9 protein-coding genes and 3 pseudogenes are annotated in these 14,980 nt (G+C 74.1%); 2 read left to right on the top strand and 10 right to left on the bottom strand.

Annotated features, from left to right (window positions below; translation table 11 throughout):
* Positions 1-167: 167 nt before the first annotated feature.
* Positions 168-386 carry a DUF397 domain-containing protein gene (locus ACWEVO_RS11760; protein WP_091442482.1) on the bottom strand — a complete coding sequence of 73 codons (219 nt, stop codon included), beginning with the start codon at positions 384-386 and terminating at the stop codon, positions 168-170.
* Positions 387-453: 67 nt separating this feature from the next.
* Here ACWEVO_RS11760 and pepN point away from each other — a divergent pair.
* Positions 454-2,337, top strand: a pseudogene (gene pepN, locus ACWEVO_RS11755) (aminopeptidase N); the annotation flags it as partial.
* 218 nt (positions 2,338-2,555) lie between these two features.
* On the opposite strand, the pseudogene ACWEVO_RS11750 reads toward pepN, so the two are convergent.
* Positions 2,556-2,645: pseudogene (locus ACWEVO_RS11750) on the bottom strand (MarR family transcriptional regulator); the annotation flags it as partial.
* Positions 2,646-2,845: 200 nt separating this feature from the next.
* Here ACWEVO_RS11750 and ACWEVO_RS11745 point away from each other — a divergent pair.
* A complete protein-coding gene (locus ACWEVO_RS11745) occupies positions 2,846-3,976 on the top strand; it encodes a PP2C family protein-serine/threonine phosphatase (protein ID WP_452307506.1) in 1,131 nt (376 codons plus the stop codon).
* Positions 3,977-3,995: 19 nt separating this feature from the next.
* On the opposite strand, the gene ACWEVO_RS11740 is transcribed toward ACWEVO_RS11745, so the two are convergent.
* The 8 genes and pseudogenes from ACWEVO_RS11740 to ACWEVO_RS11705 all read right to left on the bottom strand — a co-directional run.
* Positions 3,996-5,480: a sugar transferase gene (locus tag ACWEVO_RS11740; protein WP_452307505.1), complete on the bottom strand. Its 1,485-nt coding sequence runs from the start codon at positions 5,478-5,480 to the stop codon at positions 3,996-3,998.
* A 200-nt stretch (positions 5,481-5,680) separates the two neighbouring features.
* On the bottom strand, positions 5,681-7,429 hold the full coding sequence (locus ACWEVO_RS11735; protein ID WP_452307504.1) for a VWA domain-containing protein: 1,749 nt from the start codon (positions 7,427-7,429) through the stop codon (positions 5,681-5,683).
* Between the two features lie 178 nt (positions 7,430-7,607).
* Positions 7,608-8,645: a lactonase family protein gene (locus tag ACWEVO_RS11730; protein ID WP_452307503.1), complete on the bottom strand. Its 1,038-nt coding sequence runs from the start codon at positions 8,643-8,645 to the stop codon at positions 7,608-7,610.
* 114 nt (positions 8,646-8,759) lie between these two features.
* Positions 8,760-9,359 (bottom strand): GTP-binding protein, encoded by a 600-nt coding sequence (locus tag ACWEVO_RS11725; protein ID WP_452307502.1) that lies wholly within the window; start codon positions 9,357-9,359, stop codon positions 8,760-8,762.
* Positions 9,340-9,729, bottom strand: a complete 390-nt coding sequence (locus ACWEVO_RS11720; RefSeq protein ID WP_452307501.1) for a DUF742 domain-containing protein — start codon at positions 9,727-9,729, stop codon at positions 9,340-9,342. The genes ACWEVO_RS11725 and ACWEVO_RS11720 overlap by 20 nt, the downstream gene beginning before the upstream one ends.
* Positions 9,719-10,141, bottom strand: coding sequence for a roadblock/LC7 domain-containing protein (locus tag ACWEVO_RS11715; protein WP_452307500.1), 423 nt, complete (start codon positions 10,139-10,141; stop codon positions 9,719-9,721). The genes ACWEVO_RS11720 and ACWEVO_RS11715 overlap by 11 nt, the downstream gene beginning before the upstream one ends.
* The gene (locus tag ACWEVO_RS11710; RefSeq protein ID WP_452307499.1) at positions 10,141-12,462 is read right to left on the bottom strand and encodes a nitrate- and nitrite sensing domain-containing protein; all 2,322 of its coding nucleotides are present in this window, start codon (positions 12,460-12,462) and stop codon (positions 10,141-10,143) included. Before ACWEVO_RS11710 ends, ACWEVO_RS11715 begins: the two co-directional genes overlap by 1 nt.
* A 421-nt stretch (positions 12,463-12,883) precedes the next feature.
* A pseudogene (locus ACWEVO_RS11705) lies at positions 12,884-14,980 on the bottom strand (peptidase S8); the annotation flags it as partial.

Here is a 14,980-nt window from a genome sequence, read left to right as displayed (position 1 = left end):
GGCGACGCTCTCCCCGGCGGACGCCTGGCACCGCGCGGAGCGGCTGTTCTGCGGAGCCGCCGGGCCCGACGGCGAACGCTGCGCGGACGTCGCCGGGCACCCCGGCTTCCACCGCGCCCCAGGCCTGGGCGGACTCGGCTGGGGCGACGGTGACTGACCGCCGCCGCTTAGTCCAGGTCGAACTCGCCGTCCTGGGCGCCGGCCACGAACGCGTCCCACTCGGCCTGGGTGAAGACCAGCACCGGCCCGTCCGGCTCGGCCGAGTTGCGCATCCCGATCAGGTCGTCGACGAAGGCCACCTCGACCGCGCTCTCGGAGGTGTCCCCCTCGGCCCGCTGCCAGACCGCCCGGGAGAGGTCGAAGTCGCCCTTGGGGTGCTGACCCATCGCTGTTCCTCCATCGCCACCCGTCACCGGGGAGCCCCTCCGGCTCCCCATCGGGCAGGATAAGCGGATGCCGAGCCTGAGCCGTGTAGAGGCGACCGCGCGTGGCGCGTTGCTTACCGTCGAGTCCTACCAGGTGGACCTCGACCTGACCGGCGACGGCGAGCGGTTCCGCTCCGCCGTCACCATCCGGTTCCGGGCGACCCCCGGTGCCGAGACCTTCGCCGAGGTCCGACCCGCGAGACTCCTCCGGGTACGCCTCAACGACAGCGACCTCGACCCGGGGACGCTCACCGACAACCGGCTGCCGCTGACCGGGCTGGCCGCGACCAACACGCTCACCGTCGAGGCCGAGATGGCCTACTCGAACACCGGCGAGGGGATGCACCGCTTCGTCGACCCGGCCGACGGCGAGACCTACCTCTACGCCATGTCCTTCCTCGACGACGTGCAGCGGATCTTCGCCGCGTTCGACCAGCCGGACCTGAAGGCGCCGGTGACCCTCTCGGTCACCGCTCCGCCGGAGTGGACCGTCGCGGCCAACGCGGCCGTCGCCGCCCGGCCCGCCCCGGGCCGCTGGGAGTTCGCCCGCACCGAGCCGCTGGCCACCTACTTCTTCACGCTGATCGCCGGCCCGTGGCACGTCCGGCAGGCCGAGCACGACGGCATCCCGCTCGGCCTCTACTGCCGGCGCTCGCTGGCCGCGCACCTCGACGCCGACGCCGAGGAGATCTTCACCGTCACCCGACAGTGCTTCGACCGCTTCCACGAGCTCTTCGCCGAGCGCTACCCGTTCGGCAAGTACGACCAGGCGTTCGTGCCGGAGTTCAACGCCGGCGCCATGGAGAACCCGGGCCTGGTCACCATCCGGGACGACTACGTCTTCCGCTCGGCCGTCACCGACACCCAGCGGGAGCTGCGGGCCACCACGATCGCCCACGAGATGGCGCACATGTGGTTCGGCGACCTGGTCACCATGCGCTGGTGGGACGACCTCTGGCTCAACGAGTCCTTCGCGGAGTACCTGGGCACCCGGGTCACCGCCGAGGCCACCCGCTTCGACCAGGCGTGGACCACCTTCGCGATGCGCCGCAAGGCGTGGGGATACGCGGCCGACCAGCGCCCCTCCACCCACCCGGTCGCCCCGGAGGAGGTCGCCGACGCCGCCCAGGGGCTGCTCAACTTCGACGGCATCTCGTACGCCAAGGGCGCCAGCGTGCTGCGCCAGCTCGTCGCCTGGCTGGGCGACGACGCCTTCCTCGCCGGCCTGAACGCGCACTTCGCCAAGCACCGGTTCGGCAACGCCACCCTCGCCGACCTGCTCGACAGCCTCGGCGCGGCGAGCGGCCGCGACCTCACCGACTGGGCCAAGCGCTGGCTGCGCCGCCCCCAGGTCAACACCCTGCGGATGGTCACCGCGGTCGACGCCGACGGCCGGTGGACCGAGGCGGCCGTGGTGCAGACCGCGCCGGAGGCGTACCCGGTGCTGCGCCCGCACCGCATCGGCGTGGCCCGGTACGCCCCGGACGCGCCGACCCGCCGCTTCGAGGTGGACCTCGACCCGGACACCGACCACGGCCGCACCGAGCTGACCGAGCTGGTCGGCCAGCCGGCCACCGGCCTGCTGCTGCCCAACGCCGGCGACCTCACCTTCGCCAAGATCCGGCTCGACCCGGCCTCGGCGGACGCGGTGCCGCTGGTGCTGCCCGCGCTGGACGATCCGCTGGCCCGGGCGCTGCTCTGGGGGGAGACGCTGGACGCCGCCACCGACGGCGAGCGGCCGGTCGCCGCCGTGGTCGCGCTCATCGCGGCGGCGCTGCCCGCCGAGACCGAGGTGATCATCGCGGAGGACGTGCTCACGCTGAGCCGGAACCTGGTCGACCCGGTCGTCTCCGCCAGGCCGGCGAGCCGCTCGCCGGCCGGTCGGGGCGCGACCCGGTCCTCCGCGGCGGCCTCGCTCCGGCGCGCCACCTCGTCGAACTCGCGCATCCCGCGCAGCAGCGCCGCGCGCCCCTCCGGGCTCATCCCGGCGAGGATCCGCTCCAGCCGGTAGCGCCGGTCGGCCCGCAGCTCGGCCAGGAACCGGGTCGCCGCCGGGGTGAGGTGCAGGGAGATCTCCCGCCGGTCGTACCGGCCCGGTTCCCGCTCCAGCATCCCCGCGGCCACCAGCCGGTCGCAGAGCCGGCTGGCCGAGGAGAGCAGCATGTCGGTCAGGGTGGCGAGCCGGCGTAGGTTGATCCCGTCGTACTGTTCGACGACCATGACCGCACGTAACTGAGGGCCCGAGAGCCGGCTCGCGGTCCGCTCCCGGGCCGCCTCCCAGACAGCCAGCAGGGTGCCCGCCGCGTCGTCCAACGCGGCGGCCATACTCGCTTGGGGTCCGAACGGACCGGCTTCTTCGGCCATGGTGCGCCCGAGACTACCCGGCGCACCGGGCCGACGACCTGTGCAAAGGAGCAAAGATGAGCGGACCGGAGGATCGGGCGCGCCGGACCCTCACCGAGGCGCCGGCGGATCAGTTGCTCGACCGGCTCGGCGCCGAGCTGGCGGAGTGCTACGGGATCACCCGCACCGAGCTCTACCAGGTCGACTACCGGCTGTCGGTGCTGCTGCCGCTCGGCGAGGGCGAGCCGATCGCCGGCCCGGGCCATCCCGCCTGGCGCTGCTTCGACCATCAGGAGCCGATCATCGCGGACGGCACCGGCTGGTTCCCCGTCGGCATGCGCGGGGAGCGCCGGGGGGTGCTCCGGGTCTCGCCGATGCCGGCCGGCCCGGACGCCCTCCGGGAGCTGGACAGCATCTCCACGGTGCTCGGCCACGAGCTGTCCGCGGTGATGGCCAGCACCGACATCTACCTCACCGCCCGGCGTACCCGCCGGCTGACGCTGGCCGCCGAGATGCAGTGGGAGCTGCTGCCCGGGCGCAGCCGGATCCGCCCCTCGTTCAGCCTGGCCGGGCAGCTGGAGCCGGCGTACGCCGTGCGCGGCGACAGCTTCGACTGGTCCGACAACGGTCGCCGGCTCTGGCTGTCGGTGATCAACGGCTCCGGCGAGGGGGTGGCCGCGTCCATGCTCACCTCGCTGGCCACCCACGCGCTGCGCAACGCCCGCCGCGCCGAGCTGAGCCTGGCCGACCAGGCCGCCCTGGCGGACCAGGCGGTCTACGCGCTGCACCGCGGCGAGCAGCACCTCTCCGCGCTGCTGGTGGAGCTGGATCTGGCGTCCGGCACGATGACCGTGGTCGACGCCGGCTCCCCCCGCCTGCTGCGGCTGCGCGACGGGGAGGTCAGCGAGCAGGTCCTGGAGAAGCAGTTCCCGCTGGGCATGTTCGAGGGCACCGACTACCGGGAGCAGCGGTTCGAGCTGCGGCGCGGGGACCGGCTGTTCGTGGTCAGCGACGGGGTCGTCGACGCGACCTCGGAGCGGATCCGCTACGGCGAGACCGCGCTGGACCGCTTCCTGCGGCGTACCGGGCCGAGGGAGCCGTTGGACGCGGTCCGCTCGCTGATCGGCGACCTGCGCGCGTTCGTCGCCGGGGACCTGATCGACGACGCCGTGGTGGTCTGCCTGGACTGGCTGGGCCCGCAGCCCTGACCCGCCCCGGCGGGCCGGCTCAGTACGCGCCGCGGCCGCGGAGCACCGCGCCGAACGTCTTCCAGAGGATGGTGAGGTCGGCGGCGAGGGACCAGTTCTCCACGTAGTAGAGGTCGAGCCGGATGCCGTCCTCCCAGCTGAGGTCGGACCGCCCGCTGACCTGCCAGAGCCCGGTCATGCCCGGCTTGACCAGGAGGCGGCGGGCGACGTCGCCGTCGTACCGGGCCACCTCGGTGGGCAGCGGCGGACGCGGGCCGACCAGGCTCATCTGCCCGAGCAGCACGTTCGCCAGCTGGGGCAGCTCGTCCAGGGACCACTTGCGCAGCAGCCGGCCGACCCGGGTGACCCGGGGATCGTCGCGGATCTTGAACATCAGGCCGTCGCTCTCGTTGCGCGCGGCCAGGTCGGCCAGCAGGGCGTCGGCGTTGACCACCATGGTGCGGAACTTGAGGACGCCGAACTCCCGCCCGCCCTGGCCGACCCGGACCTGGCGGAACAGCACCGGTCCCCGGCTGTCCAGCTTGACGGCCAGCGCGATCGCCACCAGCAGCGGCAGCAGCAGGAGCAGCGCCAGCAGCGACGCCGACCGGTCGACCAGTCCCTTGACCAGCTTCCGGCCGCCCCGGAACTCGGGTGCCTCGACGTGGATCAGCGGGAGCCCGGCGACCGGGCGGGTGTGGATCCGTGGCCCCGCGACGTCGGTCAGCGCCGGGGCGACGACGAGGTCGACCCCGGTGCCCTCCAGCTGCCAGCCCAGTCGCCGCAGCCGGGTCGCGGTGAGCTCACCGGAGGCGGTGACCGCCACCGTGTCCGCGCCGATGGCGGTGGCCGCCTCGGGGATGCCCCGGAACGAGCCGACCACCGGGACGTCGCCCAGCCGCTGCGGCACCGGCGCGAGCAGCGCGTCCGGGATGCAGGCGCCGACCACCTGGTAGCCGGCGTAGGGCTCGCGGTGCAGGGTGTGCACCAACTCCAGCACGTGCGCCGTGTCGCCGACCACCAGCACCTTGCGGGACCAGCCGGCGCCCCGGTAGCGGGCCCGGTGCAGCCGCTTGCGGGCGGCGAAGCGGGCCACCTCCAGCCCGATGGTGCCCACCGCGAAGGAGATGGCCAGGAAGCCCCGGGAGACGCCGACGTCGGCGATGTACCCGACGATGGCGATTCCGCCGGCCAGCCGCAGGCTCGCCGCGCTGACCCGCCGGTACTCGTCGGCGCCGTAGCCGAGCACCCGGTCGTCGTAGCAGCGCATCGCCCGCAGCGAGACCAGCCAGACCAGCAGCAGGCCGGGCGCGACCACGACGTACGGGATCTCGGAGCCGCTCGCCTGCCGTTCGCCGAAGCGGCCGACGTACCCGACGAGGATCGCCACCGCCAGCACGGCGGTGTCCAGCACCACGAGCACGCGGACGTACGCCCGCTCGGCGGCCCGGGTCGCCGGGCCGATCCGACGATCCCCGGGACCCGCCGCCGCCCGGGCGGGGGTCAACAGCGTCGCGGACGTCATCGGCCCTCCCCACGTCGCACAGGACGGCCCCGTTGCGCGGCCCGCTGGCGAGCCGGCGCTTCGGAGCACCGGGACATCTTGCCTCGGTAATTGTGGACGCCGATTGCTTCGGACGTGTTGCCGTCACTCTTCGGCGTTCGCAATGCGTTCCGCCGTACCGGGATTCCCGGCACGGCGGAACTCGTACGCTGACCGTCGACTCAGCGAGGCGCCGGCGGTCGTAGGGCGATCGCCTGGAGGAAGATCTCACCGATCTTGGTCGGGTCGATGGTGACGAAGGTCCGTCCGCCGGTGACCGCGGTGATCGGGTCGAGTTCCGCCTTGCTGACGTCGTTCCCGATGCCGATGATGATCACCTGCACCGGCTGCTCCGGGTCGCGGAGCTTCTTGAGCTGGTCGATCAACTGCTTCTGGCTGATGCCGTTGTCGTCCTCGTTCTTGCCGTCGGTGAAGAGCACGATCGAGTTGACCTTGCCCGGCTCCCAGTCCTCCTGGACCGTCTTGTACGCGGCCAGCAGCGTGTCGAAGAGGCCGGTGTTGCCGCTCGACGGCCGGACCGAGGCCAGGCCCTGCTGCAACGACCGCCGGTTGGTGGAGAGCGGCCGGATCGGCACGATCTCCCGGTAGTCCTGGGAGCCCTGGAGGTTGGTGGAGAAGGTCCACAGCCCGATCGACCAGGAGTCGTCGAAGAGCGACAGGCCCTGAAGGGCGGCCGCCACGGTGACCTGCTCCCGGGTGGCGCCGTTGGCCGTGGCCACCTTCGCCTTCATCGAGCCCGAGACGTCGATGACGCTGAGCATCCGCCCGGACTGGGTGGCGACCGCCCAGATGCTGGTGGCCTTCTGGATCTGGATCGGATCCAGCCCGCCGGCCGCGCCTTCACCGGCGGGAGCGGCGGGGGTGTTGCCCGCCGGGCTCGGGGCCCCCTGCGGCGCCTTGAACCCCTGCCCCCAGTTGCCGTCCGGGGCGCGCAGCGCCTGCGCGGCCAGCCGGTTCTTGAAGCCCGGGGTGGTCAGCACCTCGAACAGCACCTTGGCGGCCGAGGCCTTCGCCGGCTCGATGCCGGGCAGCACCGCGAACGGGTAGTCCAGCGGCATCGGCGCCGGGTCGAGGTAGAGCGCGGCCAGCGGGACCGGCGGCTTGGTGTTGTTGTAGGCGATCACGTCCTCCTCGGACAGCGCCGCCGCGCCCAGCCCGTTGGCGATGGCCGTCGGGTCGGACGAGCGCGGGAAGCGCGCCAGGAGGTCCTGCCGCAGCGAGGAGCGGTTGGTCGCCAGGGCACGCATGGCCCCGATCGTCGCCTCCTGCGCCTGCGGGGAGCCCGAGTTACCGGTGGAACTGGCCGCGGTGGTCAACGAGAGCAGTCCCGACAGGGCCGCGGCGTCCTGGGTCGGCTCCACGATCCCCGCCCGCAGCGGCTTGTCGCTGGTCACCTGCCGCAGCAGGTCGGTCCAGCTGAGCTTCTTGTCCGGCCAGCCGAACCGGGTCGCCAGCGGCTCGGGAACCGCGACCACCACCGGACTGCGCGCGATCGACGCCCCGTTGGCCGGGGCGAAGGCGGTGGCCCCGCCGGACTTGAGGCGCAGCAGCCAGCTGGACGAGTCCGGCACCCAGACGTCCGGCGTCACCGCCGTGCCACTGGCCTGCCCGACCCCCGCGAGGGTGGCGCCGTGCTTGCTCGCCACCGCAGCGGCCACGTCGACCGACTCCGAGGAGACGACGTTCACCGCGATGCAGGTCCCGCCGACCGCCGCCCCGTCGGCGACCCACTGGTCGGCCGCGCCCTTGACGGCCGGGGCGATCTCCGGGGCCGCGGCGAGGGAGAGCTGGATCTTCCCCGAGCAGGACGGACCCGCCAGCTGCTGGTAGCCGAACCAGGAGCCGGCTACGACGAGGACGAGCGCGGTGGCCGCCGCGGCGGCACCTGCCCCACGGAGGCTTGAACGCATGCGATGGCGGCCAGACACGGTGACCATCTTGCGTATCTCGTGGGGGTACTGCCACGTCCGTTCGGACGAAAGTTACGCAGGAGAAACAGTTGACCACCCAAAAATCACGCTGAGTGATTGGTCAGTCATCGGACGTGGTCGCCCTCCACAAGGGACAGCGCCGGGCGGCCTTGATCCGTTACGGCCGGACGCACGTCGGGCTCGCCACCGGCACCGGCTCCCCCACCGGCTCGGGCACCCCGGTCCCGGGATCCAGCCGGAAGATTCTGATCATGTCGGCCCGTTCGTCGGCCACGTACAGGTGCCCGGGTGTGAGGGCGAAGTGCCGGGGCCACTCGCCGCCGGTGTCGACCTCCGCCACCAGCTCCGGCCGCTCGCCCGCCACCGCGAAGACGGCCACCGTGCCCACTCCGCGATTGGCCACGTAGAGGAACCGCCCGTCCGGTCCGACGGCGACCTCGGAGGGCTGCACGTGCCCCGTCCGCTCGCTCGCGTCCACCCGGACCCGCTGGTGCAGCGCGCCGTCCGGGGTCAGCTCGTAGCCGGTGACCGTCCCGTCCAGCTCGCCGACCAGCCAGCACCGCCGCCCGTCGGGGTGCCGGGCGAGATGCCGGGGGCCGGTGCCGGCCGGGGTGCGCAGCCGGGGCGCCCGGGGCACGAGCCGGCCGGAGGCGTCGTCCAGGTCATACCGGTAGACCGAGTCCGTACCCAGGTCGACGGCGAGCAGCGGGCCGCCGTCGGGATCGGGCGAGACCATGTGGCAGTGCGCCTTCTCCTGCCGCTGCGGGTCGGCGCCGTGCCCCTCGTGGCGGACCAGGTCGCTGCGCTTGCCCGGGACGCCGGCGCCGTCCAGCGGGAAGACCGCCACGCTCCCGCCGCCGTAGTTCGCCACGACCAGGTGCCGCCCGTCCGGGACCACCGCCAGGTGGCACGGCTCGGCCCCGCCGGTCTCCCCGACGCCGAGCAGCGTCAGGCCGCCGTCCGGGTCCGTCGCGAAGGCGCTGACCCGCCCCTCGGCGCCCTCGTTGACCGCGTACAGCACGGGCAGCGCGGGGTGCCGGACCAGGAACGACGGCGACGGGGTGACCGCCGCCGTGCCGAGCGGGGTGAGCGCCCCGGTACGCGGGTCGCGCCGGGCGGCCGCGATGCCCTCGGCCCGCCCGCCCATCTCCGCCGTGTACCCGCCGATGTGGACGATCGTTTCCTGCCCGCTCACCGGTCCCACCTTCCGCCGCCTGGGTAGATCCAACCAGAGGCTTCCCCGGGAGCCGGCCGGTTAGCCGTCTTTTCCCGGACCGGTTTCGCCGGGCCGCCCCCGACCGGCCGACCGTCAGCCCACCGGCACCGGCTCGCCGCGCTGCCGGGCGACGTGCTCGACCAGCGAGATCAGCACGAGCTTCCCGGACTGCCGGTCCCGGGCGTCGCAGAGCACCAGCGGCACCTCCGGGTCCAGGTCCAGCGCGTCACGGACCGCCTCCAGGCCGAACCGCCGGGCCTCGTCGAAGCAGTTGACCCCCACCACGAAGGGGATGCCGCGCTGCTCGAAGTAGTCGATCGAGGGGAAGCAGTCCGCCAGCCGGCGGGTGTCCGCCAGCACCACCGCGCCGAGGGCGCCGAAGGCCAACTCGTCCCAGAGGAACCAGAACCGGTCCTGGCCGGGGGTGCCGAAGAGGTAGACCTGGAGGTCGTCGTTGATGGTGATCCGGCCGAAGTCCATCGCCACCGTGGTGGTCGACTTCTCCTCCACCCCGGAGACGTCGTCGGTGCCGATCCCGGCACCGGTCAGCACCTCCTCGGTCTGCAACGGGCGGACCTCGCTCAACGCGCTCACCAGCGTCGTCTTGCCGGCGCCGAAGCCACCGGCGATGAGGATCTTGAGGGCCAGCGGGACGCGCGGGGTCACCTGCCGGTCAAAGCGCACGGAGTCCACTGACCACCGCCTTGAGGATGTTGTCGTCGGGCAGATACGCGGCGGTCGGCGGCCGGTGCACCGCGACCAGCCCACGGGCGACGAGGTCGCCGAGCAGCACGCGGACCACGCCCACGGCGAGGTCCAGGTCGGCGGCGAGGTCGGCCACCGCGACCGGACGCCGGGCCAGCTCGACCAGCCGACGGTGCTCGGGCTGGAACCCGGGCTGGCCGGTCGCGTCGGCCGCCGGCCCGGCCAGCACGAACGCCACCAGGTCGAACCCCTCCACCGGCGGGCGCACCCGGCCTCCGGTGAGGGTGTACGGCCGGACGACCGGCCCGGCCGCACCGTCCAGCCACTCGTCCTGCGGGCCCGGCGGCTCAGTCCGCATCGCCGGCTCCCGGCGCCGTCCGGGCCGGCGCGGTCAGGTTCTCGCCGACCCGGATCACCAGCATCGCCATCTCGTACGCCACCAGGCCGATGTCGGCGTCGGCGTCGCTCACCACCGCCAGGCAGGCGCCCTGCCCGGCGGCCGTGACGAAGAGGTACGCGGACTCCATCTCCACCACGGTCTGGCGGACCGCGCCGCCGTTCACGTGGCGGGTGGCTCCCTTCGCCAGGCTGGAGAAGCCGGAGGCCAGGGCGCAGAGGTGCTCCGCGTCGTCCCGGCCGAGCTCGGCGGAGGCGCCGAGCAGCAGCCCGTCCGCCGACAGCACCACCGCCTGGCGGGCGGCCGGCACCCGCTCCACCAGGTCGTCGAGCAACCAGTCGAGATCGGCGTTCTGCCGCGTCGTGTGCACCACTAGGCGTCCCTCTCAGTCGCGGGCGGAGGTTCCGGAGCCGGCGCCGGCTCCGGCGAGGAGGGCGCCGCGGCCCGGCCGCGGGCCGGGGCGGCGGGATCGGTGGTGGCGCGGGCGCCGTCCCGGCGGCCCCGCGCGGTGCCGGCCTGGAGGGCGGCCATCGCCCGCCGGGCCTCGTCCGGGGAGCGGGGCGCCGGGCTCTCCGCGACCACCGGCCGCGGGCGGTTGCCCGGCCCGCGCCGGCGGACCCGGCGCGGCAGGCCGTCCCCGTCGGCGGGGTCCTCCACCGCCGCGGTGCGGCCCGACGGCAGCGGCACCACCGCCGACTCGGGGCGCTCCCGCCCCGGCCGGGCGGTACGCGCCCGGGGCACCGTGCTCAACCGGGTCACCTTCGCCAGCCGCCGATCGCCGGAGGTGGCCCCCGGGCCGGCCGGCACCAGCGCCGGCTCCTCGGTTACCAGGTCGGCCGGGACGAGCACCACGGCGGTGGTACCGGCCGGCGTGGCCGCCCGCAGCTCGACCCGGACGCCGTGCCGGGCGGCGAGCCGGGCGACCACGAAATGGCCCAGCCGGGCGCTGTCCACCGGGTCGAACTCGGGTGACCGGGACAGCTTGCGGTTGGCCTCGGCCAGGGCCGCCGGCGACAGGCCGAGCCCGCGGTCGGTGATCTCGAGGGCGTACCCGCCGGGCACGCTCCGCCCGGTGACGTCCACCCGGCTGCGCGGCGGGGAGAAGGCCGTGGCGTTCTCGATCAGCTCGGCGAGCAGGTGGATGACGTCGCCGACGGCCCGGCCGAGCACCCCGGCCGGCTGCACCTCGCCCACGTCCACCCGGTCGTACGACTCCACCTCGGAGCTCGCGCCCCGGATCACGTCGACGACGGCGACCGGGCTGCGCCAGCCCCGGCCGGGGGCGGCGCCGGCGAGGATGACCAGGTCCTCGGCGTGCCGCCGGAGCCGGGTGGCCAGATGGTCGACCTGGAACAGACCGGCCAGCTCGTCCGGATCCTCGGTCTGCCGCTCCAGCCGGTCCAGCAGGGCGAGCTGCCGGTGCACCAGGCCCTGGCTGCGCCGGGCGATGTTGAGGAAGACCTCGTTGAGCCCGCGGCGGAGGGTGACCTCGTCGACGGCCGACTGCAGCGCGGTCCGGCGTACCTCGTTGAAGGCCCGCCCGACCTCGCCGATCTCGTCACCGCCGTGATCCAGCTCCGGCGCCTCCCGGGTGACGTCCACCTCCTCGCCGCGCCGCAGCCGGGCGACCACGTCCGGCAGCCGGTGCTCGGCCATCTCCAGCGCGGCGGTGCGGACCCCGGTGAGCCGGCGGGCGAGCGAGCGGCCGACCCGCAGGGCGATCAGCACGCAGATCACGATGGCGACCATGCCGAGCAACCCGGCGGCGGCGAGCCGGACGAGGATGCCCACCGCCATCGGCACCGACCGTTCGGCCAGCCCGTCGGCGCCGCGCAGCTCGAAGTCGCGCAACCCCTGCCAGGCCCCAGCCTGGCTGGTCTCCCAGCCCCGTACGTCGAGCCCGGCCGGCAGGCCGGGGCTGCGGATCAGGGCGTCCTGGAGGGCACGCAGCCGGACGAAGTCGGCCCCCTCGGTGAGCCGCTGGTACGCCGCCCGCTCCGCAGCGGGCAGGTCGGCGACCGCGGTCTCGGCCAGGAACCGCTGGTTCTCGATGGTGCGGACCAGTTGCTCGTGCTCGCCCTCGGCGTACCGACCAGCGGTGATCGCGCCGGCCAGCAGGGCGTCGGCCTGGCCGAGCAGCTCCCGGGACCGGCCCAGCGCGGTGAGGGCCAGCGCCTCGCGGTTGAGCTCCACGTCGGGCATCGCGGCCATCGCGGAGAACGCCTGGAAGGCCGAGTTGATCATCCCACTGTAGAGGCCGATCGCCCCGGCGCGGTCCACCTTGCGGGCGTCGATGAAGCCCCGGCCCGCGGGCAGCGCGTCGAGCGCCGAGACCAACTGGTCGAGCCGGGCGTCGAGCAGGTCGTCGGCGGCGTCCCGCAGGTCGTCCCCGTCGACCCGGCGCCGCAGCTCGGCGACCGCCCGGTCGGTGCGGGTACGCTGCTCGGCCAGCGCCGGCAGGACGTCGTGCCCGCCCAGCTGCACCACCGAGAGCCGGCGCTCCCGTTGCAGCTCCGCCACCACCGTCTCACCAGGACGGCCGAGGTCGTAGAGATAGGTGCGCGCGGCCAGCAGGTCGAGGGCCGGCCCGAACGCCAGCGTGGTGGCGAAGATCCAGAGCGCCAGCAGCGCGGTCACCGGACCGATGACCAGCGCGGTCAGCTTGGCGCGGATCGGCCAGTCACGGGTGTTCATCAGACCTCGCCCGGAAGGGTTTCGCAGGGGTGGCGCCGACACCGGGCCGGAAGCTGACCGGCCACGGACGCCGCGCCCCGGCTCGGGCGCCTTGGGCAGGATACGTAATCAGCGACGGATGCACTACCGGCCGTCTCGCCGGGGACTACTGTCCGGGATGTTCCCGTGTGGACGCCGTTCGACGGGGACGCCCGGCGAACCGGCGGGCGTCCCGTCCGCCGTAGCGGCTCAGAGCGTCCGGCGTCGACCGAATCCGTTGTCTGGAACGAATCAGGTTGCGACGCGCCCGCCGCGGGCCGTTCGGAGGTTTCCCCGCCGGAAACCCGGACGGAAAGTCCCCCGGATCGGGATTGGCGATCACCGCACGGAGGGAATACCAGGCGGCGAAGGAGGAGCCATGTCGCCCACGCAGGTAGTCGTCTTAGTCATCGTCGTTCTCGTCCTCGCGGCGCTGGCCGCGATCGTCGTCATGGCCGGCCGTCGGCGGGCCCTCAAGCAGCGGTTCGGCCCCGAGTACGACCGGGCCGTCGCCGAACAGGACAGCCGGGGCGCCGCCGAGCGGGAGTTGCGCGAGCGGGAGCGCCGCCACGCCGAGCTGGAACTGACCCCGCTCAGCCCGGAGTCCCGGGCGAAGTACGCCGCGGCCTGGGAGGAACTCCAGGTCCGCTTCGTCGACTCCCCGGCCGAAACGGTGGGCGAGGCCGACGAGCTGGTGAGCCGGCTGATCGCCGAGCGCGGCTACCCCACCGGCGAATTCTCCGAGCAGGCCGCCCACCTCTCGGTCGAGCACGCCCGCACGCTCGGCCACTACCGGCAGCGGCAGCGGCTGGGCCGCGTCCCCCGCCGGGCGGGCCGAGGTGAACTCCCAGGCCGTGTCGGTACGGGTGGCCCAGCGCCACTCGTCCGACGAGCGCCGGGTGCTCACGTCCAGCCGGTAGCGGGCCGAACCGGGCACCGTCGGCACCGGCGCCCAGCCGCCGGAGAGATCCGCGATCTGCTGCCCGTCCCGGCTGAGCCGAACCTGCACCGTGTCCTGTTCCTCGCTGACCCGGGCCACGCCGTAGTGGCCGTCGGCATCGACGAACTCGGCCACCCGCAGGTTCAGCGTGTCGCCGGTGCGGGTGGGCACCGCGGCCCCGCCCGCCGGCACGGCCGGCCGGACCACCGGGGCGTGCCAGGTCTCGGTGACCCGGTCGTCGGCCGCGTACCGCCGGGGCTGCTCGGTCAACCCGCCGAGCAGCGGACCCCAGTCGGACCAGGACAGCTGGTGCAGCACACGCTGCTGCCACCAGGAGTCCCCGGCGCTGACGAACTCCTGCCGCACGGTGCCGGTACGCACCATCCGCTGGTCGTCGTTCCAGGAGTACTCCTGCCAGGGCCGCCACCCGAAGCGCTGCTCACTGGCCCAGTCGAACCCGCCGGTGTCGGCGTAGCGGGCGGTCACCTCGGCGGTGTTGTCCGCGGTCACCCGGTGCAGGACCCGGTCCGGGACCCGTCCCTTCGACACCTGCCACACGTCGTACAGGTACGGGCTGTCCACGGTCAGCGTCAGGTCCAGGGTGGCGCGGCCGCTCTTCGCCGCCCCGATCACCCGCTGCCCGTCGTCGTACGCCACCACCATCGCCGGGATCGGCAGCCGGTCCCCGGTCGGGCGCCACACCGTCCACGCGCTGCGGTCCGCCGGGCGGACGATGAGGACCGCCGCCGCGCCGGCCGCCGCGGCCGCCGCCACCTGCTCCTCCTCGGACCGGTCGTCGCTGGCGACGAGCACCGCCGCGGCGCCGCGCGCCCCGGCCAGCTCGCCGGCGGTGCCGGTGCCCGCCCAGACCAGCGGCAGCTTGCGCCGGCCGGTCGGCGCCGGCGACTGACCCAGCAGGTTGATGTCCAGCGGACCGGACACCCCGCTGATCGCGGCGTCGACCATGGGCGCGACCAGCTGCCACCGCGAGGCGAACTCGAACTCGCCCTGGCGCACCGCCCGGGTCGGGGTCACGTTCAGCTGCTGCACCGTGCTGAACGCCATCACCCCGTGGTCGACCTGCCGCCCGTTGCCGAAGACCCGGTGCTCGTAGAAGCTGAGCGTGTCCCGCTGCTCGGTGGGTTTCGGGGTCTCGATCCGCACCGGGGTGCCCTTGCGCGGGTCGAGCACCACGGTCAGATCCCGGTCGACGGTCAGCTCCGGGTCGGTGACCAGGGTGAGCTGCTCGTCCAGCGGAGCGCCGTGCTCGATGAGCCCCTGCAGCAGGTAGGGGCCCTCCTCCACCCGCACCTGCCAGTCGCCCCCACCGAGCCAGCCGAGCACATCGGACTCGGGGTGCTCGCCGAAGAGCGTGACGACCGGCGCCGGGCCGGGCTGCCCGGCCATGTCCAGGGCGCGCAGGGTGACGGTGTGCAGCGGGCCGCTGAGGGTGAGACCGACGGCGGTGCGTACGGTCACCCCGTCCGCGCCGGTGGCCACCAGCCAGCCGCCGTGCGGGCCGCGGTCCAGCCTCGCGGGGTCGGCCCGCAGCGGGACGGC

The organism is Micromonospora sp. NPDC003776, assembly GCF_053605645.1.
The sequence above is the reverse complement of the archived record's forward strand: the minus strand, read 5'-3'. Positions and strand labels throughout refer to the sequence as shown.